The organism is Methylobacterium sp. FF17, assembly GCF_025813715.1.
GTDB lineage: Bacteria > Pseudomonadota > Alphaproteobacteria > Rhizobiales > Beijerinckiaceae > Methylobacterium > Methylobacterium flocculans.
Genome location: NZ_CP107532.1, coordinates 4,342,997 through 4,357,579 on the forward strand (window position 1 = coordinate 4,342,997; position 14,583 = coordinate 4,357,579).

At 68.2% G+C, this 14,583-nt stretch carries 17 protein-coding genes; 9 read left to right on the top strand and 8 right to left on the bottom strand.

Annotation, left to right across the window (positions count from 1 at the left end):
* Positions 1 to 2 precede the first annotated feature (2 nt).
* From OF380_RS20820 to croR, 4 genes are all read right to left on the bottom strand, one after another.
* On the bottom strand, positions 3 to 425 hold the full coding sequence (locus tag OF380_RS20820) for a DUF2141 domain-containing protein (RefSeq protein WP_264047174.1): 423 nt from the start codon (positions 423 to 425) through the stop codon (positions 3 to 5).
* Positions 422 to 2,002, bottom strand: coding sequence for a phytoene desaturase family protein (locus tag OF380_RS20825; RefSeq protein WP_264047176.1), 1,581 nt, complete (start codon positions 2,000 to 2,002; stop codon positions 422 to 424). The genes OF380_RS20820 and OF380_RS20825 overlap by 4 nt, the downstream gene beginning before the upstream one ends.
* A 170-nt stretch (positions 2,003 to 2,172) precedes the next feature.
* Positions 2,173 to 2,973 (bottom strand): TrmH family RNA methyltransferase, encoded by an 801-nt coding sequence (locus OF380_RS20830; RefSeq protein ID WP_264047178.1) that lies wholly within the window; start codon positions 2,971 to 2,973, stop codon positions 2,173 to 2,175.
* 9 nt (positions 2,974 to 2,982) lie between these two features.
* On the bottom strand, positions 2,983 to 3,462 hold the full coding sequence (gene croR, locus OF380_RS20835; RefSeq protein WP_055949554.1) for a 3-hydroxybutyryl-CoA dehydratase: 480 nt from the start codon (positions 3,460 to 3,462) through the stop codon (positions 2,983 to 2,985).
* 217 nt (positions 3,463 to 3,679) lie between these two features.
* On the opposite strand from croR, the gene OF380_RS20840 reads away from it, so the two are divergent.
* The 3 genes from OF380_RS20840 to OF380_RS20850 all read left to right on the top strand — a co-directional run bounded on the left by OF380_RS20840 (position 3,680) and on the right by OF380_RS20850 (position 5,468).
* On the top strand, positions 3,680 to 4,309 hold the full coding sequence (locus OF380_RS20840) for a cation transporter (protein ID WP_264047186.1): 630 nt from the start codon (positions 3,680 to 3,682) through the stop codon (positions 4,307 to 4,309).
* A 19-nt stretch (positions 4,310 to 4,328) separates the two neighbouring features.
* Positions 4,329 to 5,174: a metallophosphoesterase gene (locus tag OF380_RS20845; RefSeq protein ID WP_264047188.1), complete on the top strand. Its 846-nt coding sequence runs from the start codon at positions 4,329 to 4,331 to the stop codon at positions 5,172 to 5,174.
* A 72-nt stretch (positions 5,175 to 5,246) separates the two neighbouring features.
* Complete coding sequence (locus OF380_RS20850; protein WP_264047190.1) at positions 5,247 to 5,468, top strand: hypothetical protein; 222 nt, start codon at positions 5,247 to 5,249, stop codon at positions 5,466 to 5,468.
* Positions 5,469 to 5,496: 28 nt separating this feature from the next.
* Here OF380_RS20850 and OF380_RS20855 read toward each other — a convergent pair whose 3' ends face one another.
* Positions 5,497 to 5,874 (bottom strand): 4a-hydroxytetrahydrobiopterin dehydratase, encoded by a 378-nt coding sequence (locus OF380_RS20855; RefSeq protein ID WP_264047192.1) that lies wholly within the window; start codon positions 5,872 to 5,874, stop codon positions 5,497 to 5,499.
* A gap of 231 nt (positions 5,875 to 6,105) precedes the next feature.
* Between OF380_RS20855 and OF380_RS20860 the strand changes: the two genes are divergently transcribed.
* The 6 genes from OF380_RS20860 to xoxJ all read left to right on the top strand — a co-directional run bounded on the left by OF380_RS20860 (position 6,106) and on the right by xoxJ (position 12,703).
* The gene (locus OF380_RS20860; protein WP_264047195.1) at positions 6,106 to 7,101 is read left to right on the top strand and encodes an ABC transporter substrate-binding protein; all 996 of its coding nucleotides are present in this window, start codon (positions 6,106 to 6,108) and stop codon (positions 7,099 to 7,101) included.
* A 39-nt stretch (positions 7,102 to 7,140) separates the two neighbouring features.
* A complete protein-coding gene (locus OF380_RS20865; protein ID WP_264047197.1) occupies positions 7,141 to 7,878 on the top strand; it encodes an ABC transporter permease in 738 nt (245 codons plus the stop codon).
* The gene (locus OF380_RS20870; protein WP_264047199.1) at positions 7,859 to 8,629 is read left to right on the top strand and encodes an ABC transporter ATP-binding protein; all 771 of its coding nucleotides are present in this window, start codon (positions 7,859 to 7,861) and stop codon (positions 8,627 to 8,629) included. The genes OF380_RS20865 and OF380_RS20870 overlap by 20 nt, the downstream gene beginning before the upstream one ends.
* Before the next feature lie 677 nt (positions 8,630 to 9,306).
* On the top strand, positions 9,307 to 11,109 hold the full coding sequence (gene xoxF1 / locus OF380_RS20875) for a lanthanide-dependent methanol dehydrogenase XoxF1 (protein WP_264047202.1): 1,803 nt from the start codon (positions 9,307 to 9,309) through the stop codon (positions 11,107 to 11,109).
* 134 nt (positions 11,110 to 11,243) lie between these two features.
* Entirely contained in the window at positions 11,244 to 11,849 is a 606-nt protein-coding gene (locus OF380_RS20880; RefSeq protein WP_318784245.1) for a c-type cytochrome, methanol metabolism-related, read from the top strand.
* Entirely contained in the window at positions 11,849 to 12,703 is an 855-nt protein-coding gene (gene xoxJ, locus OF380_RS20885; protein WP_264047204.1) for a rare earth element methanol dehydrogenase accessory protein XoxJ, read from the top strand. Before OF380_RS20880 ends, xoxJ begins: the two co-directional genes overlap by 1 nt.
* 31 nt (positions 12,704 to 12,734) lie before the next feature.
* Here the strand turns inward: xoxJ and folK are convergent, their stop codons facing one another.
* The 3 genes from folK to folP are packed head-to-tail and all read right to left on the bottom strand — an operon-like array spanning position 12,735 to position 14,349.
* Positions 12,735 to 13,208: a 2-amino-4-hydroxy-6-hydroxymethyldihydropteridine diphosphokinase gene (folK, locus tag OF380_RS20890; RefSeq protein WP_264047207.1), complete on the bottom strand. Its 474-nt coding sequence runs from the start codon at positions 13,206 to 13,208 to the stop codon at positions 12,735 to 12,737.
* The gene (gene folB, locus OF380_RS20895) at positions 13,205 to 13,579 is read right to left on the bottom strand and encodes a dihydroneopterin aldolase (RefSeq protein ID WP_264047210.1); all 375 of its coding nucleotides are present in this window, start codon (positions 13,577 to 13,579) and stop codon (positions 13,205 to 13,207) included. Before folB ends, folK begins: the two co-directional genes overlap by 4 nt.
* Complete coding sequence (gene folP, locus OF380_RS20900) at positions 13,576 to 14,349, bottom strand: dihydropteroate synthase (RefSeq protein ID WP_264051414.1); 774 nt, start codon at positions 14,347 to 14,349, stop codon at positions 13,576 to 13,578. The genes folB and folP overlap by 4 nt, the downstream gene beginning before the upstream one ends.
* Positions 14,350 to 14,583 lie beyond the last annotated feature (234 nt).

Here is a 14,583-nt window from a genome sequence, read left to right on the forward strand (position 1 = left end):
GATCAGCGGCGGGGGAGAGCGCGCGACAGGCGGACCCGCACGCTCGCGCCCGGCTCACGCACGGAGAAGCGTGCCTGGGCGAAATCCGGCCGGGTGCCCCGGGGCGACCCGCCGGAGAAGCCGTAGGGTTCCAGCGGCAGGCCGAGGCCGGTCCGATCGAGGCGGCCGTTGCCGTTCGTATCCTGGTAGGCGAGGGCCGCGTAGATGCCCGGCGCCAGATCCGCGAAGAGGAAGCGCTGCGCGGCCGCGCGGGGCGGGGCCTGCTGGCCGATTCGGCAATCGGCCTCGCTCAACCCGTCCTGGCACAGGGCGACCGAAACCAGGCCGGCGGGCTCGATCCCCTCGACCTCCACCGCCACCTCCGCGGCCCGGGCGAACCCGGCGCCGAAAACGAGAAGGACGAGCCCCCCGGCGAGGCCCCTCAAGAAGCGTCGCCCGAGGTCGCAAGCGGCGCGGTGGCAGGGATGCCGGCGCTGGCGGCCCCGACCCGCCCGGCCGACAGTTCCTCGATGAGGAGGCGCGCGGTGATGCGCGCGCCCTCGTAGATCACGGGCAGACCCGAACCCGGATGGGTTCCGCCGCCGACGAGGTAGAGGCCCGGCCCGAAGCGGTTGTGCGGGCGGAAGTAGAGCATCTGCATCAGGTCGTGGGCGAGGTTGAAGGTGGCGCCCTCGTGAACGAAGAAGTCGTCGCGCCACTCGGTCGGGTCGACGATGCGCTCGTAGCGGATGCGCGATTCGATGTCACCGAGGCCGAGCAGGGCGAGGCGGTCGAGGACGAGGCGGCGATAAGTCTCGCGTAGGCCCTTCCAGTCGATGCCGGCCTTCAGGTTCGGCACCGGCACCAGCACGTAGAGGCTGGTCTGGCCGGGCGGCGCCATGCCGCCATCGGTGAAGCCCGCATGCTGCACGTAGAGGGAGGGCTGCATCGGCAGGATGCCGTCGGTGATCTCCCGGATGTTCCGGGCGTAATCCTCCGACAGCAGGATGGTGTGGTGGCCGAGTGCCTCGGGCATCGGCCCGTCGAGGCCGAGATAGAGCATGAAGGTCGAGCAGGAGAGGCGCGCCTTCTCGATCTTGGCATCGCGCCAGCGCGGGCGGTGCTGTTGCGGCACCAGGTCCTGGATGACCTTGGCGAAATCGCCGTTGATCACCACTGCGTCGGCATGGATCGTTTCGCCGTTGCAGATCACGCCGCTGGCGCGCTTGCCCTCGAAGAGGACCCGCTCGACGCCGGCCCCGAGGCGGATGTCGACGCCCATGCGGCGGGCGAGGCCGGCCATCGCCTCGGAGACGGCACCGCAGCCGCCGACCGGGTGGTAGACCCCGTGCTCGTATTCGAGGAACGACAGGATGGTGAACAGGCTCGGGCACCGGAACGGCGACATGCCGAGGTACTTGGTCTGGAACGCGAAGGCGAGGCGGACGCGCGGGTCCTTGAAGTAGCGCTGCAGGTCCTTGTCGACGCTGCGGCCCGGATGCAGGTGGGGCAGGGCGGCGATCATGGCGGGCGAGGCCATGGACCGCAGGGTGTGGAAGGCCTGCTCCAGCACCGGCTTGAAGAACTTCAGCTTCACCCGGTTGTCCGCGAAGAACTTGCGCACGTTCTTCGCGTCGTCCGGCGCGATGCGGGCGACCTCGGCCTCCAGCCGGTCCATGTCGTTGGTGGCGCGGATCTCGCCGCCCGCCTCGAACACGAGGTGGTATTGCGGGTCGAGGCGCTCGAGCTTGACGTGGTCTTCCAGACGCTCGCCGCAGGTCTCGAAGATGTCCGCCAGGATCTGCGGATAGAGGAAGAAGGTCGGCCCGATATCGAAGCGGTAACCGCCCGGCGCCTCCACCGTCTTGGTGCGCCCGCCCACCGCCGGATCCTTCTCCAGCAATGTCACGTGGACCCCGGCACGGGCCATGAGAAGCGCGGTGGCGAGGCCGCCGGGACCGGCACCGACGATGATGACGCGGCGTCCGGACAGGGTCCGCAGGCCATCCCGTGACTGCAACAACGCTCGCGATTCCTTCGTCTTCGCCCTCATCCCGAACGCATGTGGCGCGGAACGAGGGTCCGTCCAGGCCTCAGGGCCCCTGCGACCAATCTTGACCGTGGCAGGGCGGGCGGCAATGGGGGCGCAATGTCGCGCGGCACGGTTGTGCCAGTGGCACGGCTCCGGCGCCGTCAGCAGATGGCCGCCAGATGATGGAGCGCGATCGCTCCGGCGGTGGCCACGTTGAGGGAATCGAAGTCCGGCGCCATCGGGATGCGCAGGGTGCGCAGGCTCGCCATCAGGGCCGGCGGCAGGCCGGGCCCCTCGGTCCCGAGGATCAGCAGGGTCCGGAGCGGAGGCGCGAGGGCAGCGAGAGTCTCCACGCCTCCCGGGCTCAGGGCCAGGGGAGTCAGGTCGTGGCGCCGGGCATAGCCGAGGATCGCGTCGGCATCCGCCAAGCGCTGGAACGGCACCGTCAGCGCCGCTCCGGCCGAGACGCGGATCGCCTTGCGGTAGAGGGGATCGCAGGTGGCCCCGTCGAGGAGCACCGCGTCGGCCCCGAAGGCGGCGGCGTTGCGGAACAGGCCCCCGACATTGTCATGGTTGGTGAGACCGACGAGGCCGAGCACGAGGGTACGCGCGGGAGCGGGGGCCAACCCAGCCTCGGCCTCGCTTCCACGCCGGCCCACGGCGAGCACGCCGCGATGGATCGGAAACCCGGTGATCGCGCTCATCACCGGCTTGGTCGCGCAGAAGACCGGGACGTCGCCGGGGAGCCGGACGAGGGTATCGGTGAGCGCGCCCAGGCGCTCCGGGGCGAGCAGGACCGATTCGAGTCCGAACCGGGCCCGAGCCGAGAGCATCACCCGCAGGGTGACCTCGCCCTCGACGATGAACCGTCCCTCCCGCCCGACGAGGTCGCGCTCGCGCATCGCCGTGTAGGGGGCGAGACGCGGATCGGCCGGGTCGTGAATGGTGATCGGCGCGCGCAAGGCGGGTCGTCAGGCGCTCGCGGGGCGCCCGCCCATCCGGACCGCGAGGGGGTCGGCCTCGGCCTTGGTCGGCACCTTCACCAGGGCCTCCCCGTCGAGCACGACCTCGCCGGCCACGGAGCAGGTGCATTTCAGACGCGCGCGCCGGCGCTCCGGCACCAGTTCGGCGACCTCGACGGTGACCTCGACCGTATCGCCGATGCGCACGGGGGCGCGAAAGTTCAGGGTCTGGCTGATGTAGACGGCGCCCGGGCCGGGCAGGCGGGTGCCGAGCACCGCCGAGATCAGGCCGGCCGTGTAGAGGCCGTGGGCGATGCGGGTGCCGAAGGGCGTGCGGGCCGCGAAGTGCTCGGAGAGGTGGATCGGGTTGCGGTCGCCGGTGATCTCGGCGAAACCCACCACGTCGGAGGAGGCGATGACCTTGTTCAGCGTCTCGGACAAACCGACTTCGAGATCCTCGAAGTACAGGACGCGCAGTTCGGGCATCATGGGCGGTGTCCCTCCGATTCCGGTCGTTGATCTCGATTCGTGGGCGCGCAACGTCCACGCGGCCGGATTTCCGCCTCGCACAGGCGGCGGGCCAAATCCAGCCTGCACCGACCGATAAAGCCGCGCCGCCGGACGGCGGACCTCGACAGGCGGAGGCTTCCCGCGCCAAGGAGGTCGCCAACGCGGCGTCGTCCCGCGACAAGGTCGAGCCGTCCCCGTGCCCAGTCCCCCCTCCGCCACCCTGCGCCCCGTCGTTGCCCGCGTCGCCGGGCTGAACCTCGCCTATTTCGGCGTCGAAATCAGCGTCGCGCTGGCAATCGGCTCGCTCGCGCTCATCGCCGACAGTCTCGACTTCCTCGAAGACGCGGCCATCAACCTGCTGATCTTCGCCGGTATCGGCTGGAGCATGCGCAACCGGGCGCGCCTCGGCGCGGTGCTCGCCGTCATCCTGCTGCTGCCGGCGCTGGCCACCGCCTACGCCGCCTGGGGCAAGTTCGCCACGATGGTGCCGCCGGCCCCGGTTCCGCTCACGCTGACGGGACTCGGAGCGCTCGCCGTCAATCTCACCTGCGCGATGATGCTGGCCGGCCACCGCGCAGGAGGCGGCAGCCTGACCCGGGCGGCCTACCTCTCGGCGCGCAACGACGCCTATGCCAACCTCGCCATCATCGCCGCCGGGATCGCCACGGCCCTGACCCTCTCGGCTTGGCCCGATCTCATCGCGGCGGCGGGCATCGCCATCCTCAACGCCGATTCGGCGGGCGACATCCTGCGGGCCGCGCGGGCGGAATGGCGGGCGGCCAAAACCGCCCCCGAGACGACTGCACCCGAAAAGCCCGTTTCCTGAGGGACCCCGAGCCGCCTCCATGCGCCTGTTTCCGATCTCCGATCTCCACCTGGAGCGCCGACGCCTCGACGTCATCCTGCGGCCGGAACAACCCTTCGACGTGCTGGTCTGCCCCGGCGACCTGTACGAGGGACGCCCGGAGCAGGGTCTCGCCGCACTCGTGACCCTGGCGCGGGGCGGGCCGATCGTGCTGGTGCCCGGCAACCACGAGCATTATGCGCCCACCGGCGACGGACGCACGGCGCCGGATCTCCTCGCCGACCTGGCGGCCGAGGTCCACCGGCTGAACGGGGAGGGCGCCGCGATCCACCTGCTTCAGCGCGGGGCCGCGATTGTCCTCGACGGCGTGCGCTTCGTCGGCACGACCCTCTGGAGCGACTGGTCGCTGGCGGGGCGCTGGCTGGACGCGGGCGTACCGGACCATCCCCAGGACCCGGTCGCCTACGCGGCCGCGCGCATGACGGATCCGGTCACAGGATCGCGCGAGTTCCGGGGCTCGATCCGCAACGGCGACGGCACGGTCTGGTCGCCCGCCGACGCGATGGCGGCCCATACCCGGGAGCGCGAGGGCCTGATCGCCGCCTTGTCGCGGCCCCATGACGGCCCCACCGTCTGCGTCACGCATCACCCTCCGAGCCCGCGCGCGGCCGATGCGTTCCGCCACGCGCCCGGCGTGCCGTGGTGGGTACCGGCCTTCTATGCCAGCACCGTGCTGGAGGACCTTCCCGAGGCGGCTCGGCCGGACCTCTGGGTCTCGGGCCACTTCCATGCCGGGCATGACATGCAGATCGAGCGCACCCGCTGGGTCGCGAACCCGGTGGAGGGACGGGACTTCTCGGCCGATCACATTCTCACGATCGGATGAGACCGATCCCGGCGCGGGTGCGTATCGGATCCGGAAGATCGCCCACCGAGGACCGGTCAGAAGAGATCGCCCATGAACGCCTTCATCGCCGTGGTCCTGGTCTGCGCCAACGGCATCCCCATCGAGGCCTGCACCGACGATCGGGCGAGCGAGGTCCGCAAGGTCCGGGTCGCCAACGAACTCGGCTGCACGAACGGCTGGCAGGAGATCATCGCCCGTACCGATCTGAGGGACGAGATCGGCCGCACGAGCTACCTCAAGACCGAGTGCCGGCGGGTGAAGCACGCGGAGTGAAGCCGGCGGAGCGCCCCCTGCCGCGCGGCTACTTCTCGTACTTGATGTAGGCGAAGCGCGGGTCGGTGGGCGTCCCCTCCAGCGCCCCGCCCTCCGCACCGGGCTGCCAGCCGACTACCTCCTCGATCTTGGCGGCCAGTGCGAAGTCCTTCTCGGTAATGCCCTTGGCGGCATGGTTGGTCAGGCGCACCTCCACCCAGGCGTAGGAAGCGGTGATGTCCGGGTGGTGCCAGGCCGCCTCCGCAAGGTGGCCCACGGTGTTGATGACCATGAGCGTGCCCTTCCAGCCCGCCGTCTTGTAGGTGCGCTTGATCCAACCGTCCTCCAGCCGCCAGGCCGGCAGGTCACGCGCCAGCCGCGCCGTGATGGTGACGTCGTCGATCACGTCTTCGCGTGTTCCGGCCATGATCCGCTCCAGACAGGTCTTCGGCGAAAACCTGCGCCGGGCTTCGGTTTCACGCAAGTCCCGCCTGGACGACAGGGACTTCGCTTTCGCGAGGGGCGACCATCAGCCCTTGCGTCTTACCGAATCATCCTGTGGACGCCCTCCGATCAAGCTCTTATGTAGAAGTCCAACAGGCGCCGGTCTTTACGGGACCACCCGAGCGCCCGACGTCGAATCCAGGGAGTGTGCCCCATGCTGTCACGGCGCGGATTGCTCGCGACGGCGGCATCGTCGCCCCTGTCGGTTCTGGCCTGGAACGCTCCGGCGCTTGCGGCGCCGGCCACCATCCGCGTCGGCAGCCTGCCCTTCGGCACGGTCTCGTGGGAAGCGGCGGTGATCAAGGCGCACGGGCTCGACACCGCCAACGGCTTCACCCTCGACGTCGTCAAGCTCGCCGGCAACGACGCGGCGCGGATTGCCTTCCTCGGCGGCCAGGTCGACACCATCGTGGGTGACCTGCTCTGGGCGGCACGCCTCGGCAACGAGGGCCGCGCGATCCGCTTCTTCCCCTACTCCACCACCGAGGGTTCGCTGATGGTACCGGGCGACAGCCCGATCCGAACGCTGGCCGACCTCAAGGGCAAGCGCCTCGGCGTCGCCGGTGGTCCCCTCGACAAGAATTGGCTCCTCCTGAAGGCCCAGGCCCGCGACGCGGCGGGCATCGACCTCGAGGCGCAGGCGACCATCGCCTTCGGCGCACCGCCGCTCCTCGCGCTCAAGCTCGAACAGGGCGAACTGGATGCCGGGCTCCTCTACTGGACCTATTGCGCCCGCCTGGAGCCAAAAGGCTTCCGCCGCCTGATCGGCTCCGACGACATCATGCGTGCCTTCGGGGCCACCGGCTCGATGGCGCTGATCGGATACCTTCTCGATGGCGAGACCCTGAAGACCAAGCCCGAGGCGGTGGCGGGTTTCGCCCGCGCCTCGAAGGCCGCCAAGGAGGCGCTCGCGAACGACGCCTCGGCCTGGGATGTGGTGCGCCCGCTGATGGCGGCCGACGACGAGGCGACCTTCCAGGCCCTGAAGCGCGATTTCCTCGCCGGCATCCCGCGCCGTCCACTGGCCACGGAGCGGGGCGACGGCGAGAAGCTGTTCGGCGTCATGGCGCGGCTCGGAGGAGAACGCCTCGTCGGGGCCGGTTCCACGCTCCCGCCGGGCCTCTACTTCGACGGCAGCGGGAATGGCTGAGGCGCTCGCGCGCGCGCCGTTCCCGGTGCCCTGACCCCCATGGGTCTTGCCACCCGTCTCGTCTCCGTGCTGGTGCTGCTGGCCGGATGGCAGGTCGCGGCCTCCGCCGCCGGTTCGCGTCTGCTGCCGGCGCCGCTGGCGATCCTCGACTTCCTCGCCCAGGAATCCGCGCGGGGCGACCTGTGGTGGAACGTCGGCATCACGCTTTCCCGCGTGGGCATCTCCTTCCTCCTGGCGATGACCCTCGGCGTGCTGCTCGGCGTCGCGCTCGGACGCTCCCGCCGCCTCAACCTGATCCTGGACACGCCCCTCCTCGTCCTCCTGAACACCCCCGCCCTAGTAATCACGGTGCTGGCCTACATCTGGGTCGGGCTGAACGAGGCGGCGGCGATCGTGGCGGTGGTGCTCAACAAGCTGCCGAACGTAGCGGTGATCCTGCGGGAGGGCGCGCGCGGACTCGACCCGCAGCTGGAGGAGATGGCCCGCAGCTATCGCTTCGACCGCCGCACCTGGATCGCCCATGTGCTCGTGCCGCAACTGCAGCCCTTCGCCGTGGCGGCGGCGCGCTCCGGCCTGTCGCTCGCCTGGAAGATCGTGCTGGTGATCGAGTTGCTCGGCCGCCCGAACGGCGTGGGCTTCGCCATCAACTACTACTTCGTCCAGAGCCTGAACGTGGCGGCCATCCTCGGCTACAGCCTCGTCTTCATGAGTGTGATGATCGCCATCGACATCCTCATCCTCCAGCGGCTCGAAGCCTATGTCCGACGCTGGCGCTAAGGACTCGGTCCCGCCGAAGGCGCCGGACGCGGCACTGCAGGTGGAGATCGTCCGCAAGGTCTACGGGGCCGGTGGCCCGGAGCCGGTGGAGGCCGTGCGGGATCTGGCCTTCTCGGTGATCGCGGGCGAGATCACCTGCCTGATCGGCCCCTCGGGCGCGGGCAAGACCACCACCTTACGCATCCTTCTCGGACTCGATCCGGACTACGAGGGCCGCGTGACACCCCAGCCGGATGCCGCGGGAATCGCGATGGCGTTCCAGGAACCGCGCCTGCTGCCCTGGCGCACGGTTGAGCAGAACGTCCGGCTTGCCCTTCCGCGCGGTGCGCGCGGACAGAACCTCGACACCCTGTTCGCGTCCCTCGGCCTCGCGCCCTGGCGCGGGCGCTATCCCGGGGCCCTGTCCCTCGGAATGGCGCGCCGCGTCTCCCTTGCCCGGGCGCTGGCGCAGAAGCCCCGCATCCTCATCCTGGACGAACCGTTCGTCTCCCTCGACGACACCGCCGCGGCAGCGCTGCGAGCCCTGGTGGTGGAGGCGGTCGGACGCACCCGCATGGGCGTCCTGATGGTCACCCACAACGTCGCCGAAGCCATCGAGATCGCGGACCGGCTGCTCCTCGTCTCGGCCCGGCCCGCCAGCCTCCTCGGATGCGTCACTCTCGAGCGGCCACGCGGCGAACGCGACCGGTCCTGGATCGAGTCTCGGCGAGGGGAATTGGCCGCGCGGTTCCCCAGCGTCATCGCCAACTGATTCGATCGGATCGCGATCACGCGGCCCGTTCGCAGACCGATCGCTTCCGACCTATGGGCCGATGCGGCGAGACCGCGCAGAGACCGCGCAGAGACAGAGCTCAGACCGTGACGCTTCAGCGAAGCTAACGCAGCTACTGTGAGACCGCAGCACTAAGCAAAACGGAATTATTATGCCTAACCTAAGCCCGCTCAGCGTTGGTATTTTGAATTCCAAATGCCGAGCAGGTCGCATTCGTCGGTTTGTGAATTCCGGATGATACAAAGCGTCAGCACCATGCGCGGAGTGCATGAACGTCGCCTAAGATGATGAAAACACTTTGCGTTCACACAAGCTTATATTGCACCGCACAATCTTATGCTGCAGGGCACCGTTACCATTCGGTTCGTCTGTTGGGTTCACGAGGACTTGTGCGTGGCAAGGCAAGACCGTGCGCAAGCGAGTTGACGTCGGCGAGATTTTTCTTAGAGTTCATTCAAGCTTCGGTTTCGAGGGGCGCCGCAAAGGGATAGCGGCCCCTGACCGCGCAGGTCCGGCGACCCCCGTCATTGGCGCGGTCGTAAAGGCTTGGCGTCCGCTACCGAGGCGATCCTATCCCTGTCGCAAACAGTCAGATCACGACGTGATCTTGCGGATGTTCCGTAAGGTGGCGGCCGGAAGATCTGTCGGAGGAATCCATGAGAGCGGTACATCTTCTCGCACTCGGCGCCGGCATGGTCGCTTCGACCTCGGCATTCGCCAACGATGACGTCCTGAAGCGCTCGGCCAACCCGGCCGAGCAGGTGCTCCAGACCGTCGACTACGCCAACACGCGCTACTCCAAGCTCGATCAGATCAACGCCAGCAACGTCAAGCAGCTCCAGGTCGCCTGGACGTTCTCGACCGGCGTGTTGCGCGGCCACGAGGGCTCCCCGCTCGTCATCGGCAACATGATGTACGTGCACACCCCCTTCCCGAACATCGTCTACGCCCTCGACCTCGACAAGGACGGCGTGATCGTCTGGAAGTACGAGCCCAAGCAGGACCCGTCGGTCATCCCGGTGATGTGCTGTGACACGGTCAACCGTGGTCTGGCCTACGCCGATGGCGCCATCATCCTGCATCAGGCCGACACCACTGTCGTGTCCCTCGACGCCAAGAGCGGCAAGGTGAACTGGTCCGTCGTCAACGGCGACCCGAAGAAGGGCGAGACCAACACCGCCACCGTCCTGCCCGTTAAGGACAAGATCATTGTCGGCATCTCCGGCGGCGAGTTCGGCGTGAACTGCCACGTCACCGCCTATGACTCCAAGACGGGCAAGAAGGTGTGGCGCGGCCACTCCCAGGGCCCCGACGCCGACATGATCATGGACCCCGAGAAGACCACGTCTCTCGGCAAGCCGGTCGGCAAGGACTCCTCGCTGAAGACCTGGGAAGGCGATCAGTGGAAGACCGGCGGCGGCTGCACCTGGGGCTGGTTCTCCTACGACCCCAAGCTCGACCTGATGTACTACGGCTCGGGCAACCCCTCGACCTGGAACCCCAAGCAGCGTCCGGGCGACAACAAGTGGTCCATGACCATCTGGGCGCGTAACCCCGATACGGGCGCCGCCAAGTGGGTCTACCAGATGACCCCGCACGACGAGTGGGACTATGACGGCATCAACGAGATGATCCTCACGGATCAGAAGGTTGACGGCAAGGATCGTCCCCTGCTGACCCACTTCGACCGTAACGGCTTCGGCTACACCCTCGATCGCGCCACCGGCGAGCTCCTGGTTGCCGAGAAGTTCGATCCGGTGGTGAACTGGGCCTCCAAGGTCGACATGGACAAGGGCTCGAAGACCTACGGTCGTCCGCTCGTCCAGGCCAAGTACTCCACCGAGCAGAATGGTGAGGATACCAACTCCAAGGGTATCTGCCCCGCGGCCCTCGGCACCAAGGACCAGCAGCCTGCTGCGTTCTCGCCGAAGACCAACCTGTTCTACGTGCCCACCAACCACGTCTGCATGGACTACGAGCCGTTCCGGGTGTCCTACACCCCCGGTCAGCCCTACGTCGGCGCGACGCTCGCCATGTACCCGGCCCCCAACAGCCACGGCGGCATGGGTAACTTCATCGCCTGGGACGGCGTCGCTGGTAAGATCAAGTGGTCGAACCAGGAGCAGTTCTCGGTGTGGTCGGGCGCCCTCGCCACCGCCGGTGACATCGTGTTCTACGGGACCCTCGAGGGCTACCTGAAGGCCGTCGACTCGAAGACCGGTAAGGAACTCTACAAGTTCAAGACCCCGTCGGGCATCATCGGCAACGTGATGACCTACCAGCACAAGGGCAAGCAGTTCGTCGGCATCCTGTCGGGTGTCGGTGGCTGGGCCGGCATCGGCCTCGCGGCCGGCCTGACCGACCCGAACGCCGGTCTCGGCGCGGTGGGTGGTTACGCCGCCCTGTCGAACTACACCAACCTCGGTGGTCAGCTGACCGTCTTCTCGCTGCCGAACTAATCGGTCGCACGTAACGGTCTGATCTGGGGTGCCGGCGCGGGTTTCCGCGCCGGCATCTTTCTGGTTAGAATTGGAAGAACAACACGCGACATACGCGGCCGAAGGCCGAAATCGTGTTCCTGGGAGAAACGTCGTTGTACACCATCAGCAAAGCCGTCATCCGTCCGCTTGTGGCGGCGCTCGCCCTCGCGTCGGTCTCCACGCTCGCCGTCCAGGCCCAGGATGCGAAGAAGGCTGATCCGGCACTGGCCAATCAGCTCGATCCGAACGTGCCCGAGAAGGATGCCAAGCTGATCGACAAGTTCGCGGCCGTGAAGGTCGAGGACGGCAAGTATCAGGACGGCGACGGCCACCCGACCTTCCACATCACCAACGACGGCAAGAAGTTTGATTGGTACGCCTATTCGGGCTACCGTCGCTATCACGCCGAGTGCCACGTCTGCCACGGCCCCGATGCCATGGGCTCCACCTACGCGCCGGCCCTGAAGGACTCGCTGAAGACCATCGGCTACGAGGAGTTCATCGGCATTCTGGCGGGCGGCAAGCGCGACTCGCAGGCCGGCCAGGAGCGGGTCATGCCCGCGTTCGGCGATAACAAGAACGTCATGTGCTACGCCGACGACCTCTACGTCTACCTGAAGGCCCGCGCGTCCGGTGCCATGCCGCGCATCCGCCCGACCGACAAGGAAGACAAGCCCGACGCCGCCAAGGCGGCCGAGAAGGAGTGCCTGGGCGGCTGATGACCCGCTCGCGCGCCCGGACTGGCCTTGCGCTCGCGCTCCTGCTGATCTCGGCAGGAGCGCGACCCGCTTTGGCGCAATCGTTGCCGGATCTCGTGACGACGGACACGCTCCGTGTCTGCGGCGATCCGGGCAACATGCCGTTCTCCCAGCGCAAGGAGGACGGTTTCGAGAACAAGATTGCGGCGATCATCGCCGACGAGCTCAAGGTCAAGATCCGCTATTACTGGCTGACCCAGGGGCCGGGCTTCGTCCGCAACACCCTGGGCACGGGCCTGTGCGACATCATCATCGGCTCGGCAGCCGGTGGCGAACTCGTCCAGCATTCAAACCCCTATTATCGCTCCGCCTATACGTTGGTCACTCGCCAGGGCGAGTTCGACGGCGTCGTGCGCCTCGACGACCCGAAGCTGAAGGGCAGGGCGATCGGCGTCATCGGCGGCACGCCCCCGGTGAACCGCATGGGCGAGGTCGGCCTCGTCAGCACGATGAAGGCCTACGCGCCCTATCAGCTCGATCCGGCGCGCAAGCATCAGACCGTCTCGGCGGAGGTCATCGCCGATCTCGCCGAGAAGCAAATTGACGCCGCGATCCTGTGGGGGCCCGCCGCTGGCTGGCTCGCCAGACAGAGCGGTGTTCCGATGAGCGTCGTCCCCCTGCTGCAGGAGCCTGACCGGCCGCCCCTGACCTTCCGCATCGCGCTCGGCGTGCGGATGGAGGAGAACGACTGGAAGCGGACCCTCAACACGATCCTGCGCAAGCGACGCGCCGATATCGAGGCGGTTCTGCGGGCCTACGACGTCCCGCTGCTGGAGGAAGAGGGTAACACCCTTCTCGGAGCGCCGAGGCCCTGAAGTACCCACCGGACCGGATGCCGGTCCGGTCTCAGGCCCGCTCGATACCGGTGGCGTCGAGTTTGGCCAGGGCTTCGGCCACCGTTTCCGGTCCGATCCGGAGATCGGGTGCGATCTCCGCCAGCGGCACCAGCACGAAGGCCCGCTCGCGCACGAAGCGGTGTGGCAGGATCAGGCGTGCGTCGCTGATCGCCGCTCCTTCGTAGGACAGCACGTCGATGTCGATCACGCGCGGTCCCCAGCGGCGCTCGCGCACCCGCCCCATGGTGGATTCGATGGCGAGTCCCGTCTCCAGGAGTTCGTGTGGAGTCAGGCTGGTTTCCACGCCGATCGCGGCATTGAGGAACCAGTCCTGATCGGTATCGCCCCAGGGCGGCGTGCGGTAATCCGATGAGCGGGCCGTGACCCGGATGCCCGGCGTGGCGGCGAGTCGCGCCACCGCCTCGGCGAGCGTCGCGGCCTTGTCGCCCAAGTTGCTACCAAGACCGAGGTAGGCGGCGCTCACCGTGCGACCTCGCGGGAGCGGACAATCTCGATCGCCACTCCCTCGATCACCGCCGGAACCGGCGCGCTCGGCTTATCCACCCGCACCCGGACTTCCGTGATCGGCGCGTGCTGGTCCAGGATCTCACCGGCGATGGCCTCGGCCAGGGCCTCGATGAGGGCGAAGCGCCGCTCGGTGGCGATGCGCGTGACGATCTCGGTCAGGTCCGCATAACTCACCGTCCGTGTCACGTCGTCGGAGCGGCCCGCAGGCGCGAGATCGAGGCGACAATCGAGGGAGATGTAGAAGCGCTGGCCGAGCCGCGCTTCCTCGGCGAGCAGTCCGTGATAGGCGAAGACCGCGATGCGGGTGACGAGGATGCGGTCGCTCATGCGGGCCTCTGCATCACGGCGTCGACCACCCTCAGGGCGTCCACGTGCGGACCGACATCGTGCACCCGCACGATCTGCGCCCCGAGGGTCGCGGCGAGCACGTGGCTGCCCACCGAGCCGAACAGGCGGTCGACGGGTCGCGTTTCGGTGTCGTGCAGACGCCCCAGCAGCGACTTTCGCGAGATTCCGACGAGAACCGGAAACCCCAAGGCCACGATCTCGGGCAGGCGTCGCAGGGCGTCCAGGTGCTGCTCCCAACTCTTGCCAAAACCGATCCCGGGATCGAGCACGATGTCGCGGTCGGGAATACCTGCAGCCCGCGCGATGGCGAGTGACCGTTCGAAGAAGCGCAGCATGTCGGCGATGATGTCGATGCCGGGATCGATGCGCTCGCGGTTGTGCATCACCATCACGGGCGCTCCGTGATCGGCGGCGACGCGGGCGATCTCGGGCTCCCGCTGGAGGCCCCAGACGTCGTTGACGATGCGGGCGCCGGCCTCCAGCGCCACGCGGGCGGTGGAGGCCTTGTAGGTGTCCACCGAAATCGGCACGGGCAGCCGGGGCGCCAGCGCGCGGATCACCGGCAGGATGCGGGCCTGCTCCTCCTCGGCCGAGACCGGAACGTGGCCCGGCCGGGTCGATTCGCCACCGATATCGATGAGCGCCGCACCCTCCGCCACCAGCGCTTCCGCCTGGGCCCGGGCGGGCTCGAGATCTGCGAAGCGTCCGCCATCCGAGAACGAATCGGGCGTGACGTTGAGGATGCCCATCACGAGGACGCGCCGCCCGAGATCGGGCAGGAGCGTGGTCAGGGAAGCCGGCAGGTCAGGGGGCACGAACGTCTCATGGGTCAGGGCGACGGGCACGCCGGGATGCCGCTGTGTTTGAACGCAACCGGCGACCGGGGCAATGCCGGGTTCCCGCGAGCGGACCGCGCTCCTCTGCCTATGGGAAAGCCATGGGGCGGGGTTGGCCACCAGCTTCCTCAGGCGGCGGGGTACACC

What these genes read in the sequence shown, in the direction of transcription:
- croR (WP_055949554.1), bottom strand. Translation starts at nt 3,462, where the DNA reads ATGATGCCCGAACTGCGCGTCCTGTACTTCGAGGATCTCGAAGTCGGT.
- OF380_RS20845 (WP_264047188.1), top strand. Translation starts at nt 4,329, where the DNA reads ATGCGCCTGTTTCCGATCTCCGATCTCCACCTGGAGCGCCGACGCCTC.
- OF380_RS20850 (WP_264047190.1), top strand. Translation starts at nt 5,247, where the DNA reads ATGAACGCCTTCATCGCCGTGGTCCTGGTCTGCGCCAACGGCATCCCC.
- OF380_RS20855 (WP_264047192.1), bottom strand. Translation starts at nt 5,874, where the DNA reads ATGGCCGGAACACGCGAAGACGTGATCGACGACGTCACCATCACGGCG.
- OF380_RS20860 (WP_264047195.1), top strand. Translation starts at nt 6,106, where the DNA reads ATGCTGTCACGGCGCGGATTGCTCGCGACGGCGGCATCGTCGCCCCTG.
- OF380_RS20865 (WP_264047197.1), top strand. Translation starts at nt 7,141, where the DNA reads ATGGGTCTTGCCACCCGTCTCGTCTCCGTGCTGGTGCTGCTGGCCGGA.
- OF380_RS20870 (WP_264047199.1), top strand. Translation starts at nt 7,859, where the DNA reads ATGTCCGACGCTGGCGCTAAGGACTCGGTCCCGCCGAAGGCGCCGGAC.
- xoxF1 (WP_264047202.1), top strand. Translation starts at nt 9,307, where the DNA reads ATGAGAGCGGTACATCTTCTCGCACTCGGCGCCGGCATGGTCGCTTCG.
- xoxJ (WP_264047204.1), top strand. Translation starts at nt 11,849, where the DNA reads ATGACCCGCTCGCGCGCCCGGACTGGCCTTGCGCTCGCGCTCCTGCTG.
- folB (WP_264047210.1), bottom strand. Translation starts at nt 13,579, where the DNA reads ATGAGCGACCGCATCCTCGTCACCCGCATCGCGGTCTTCGCCTATCAC.
- folP (WP_264051414.1), bottom strand. Translation starts at nt 14,349, where the DNA reads ATGGGCATCCTCAACGTCACGCCCGATTCGTTCTCGGATGGCGGACGC.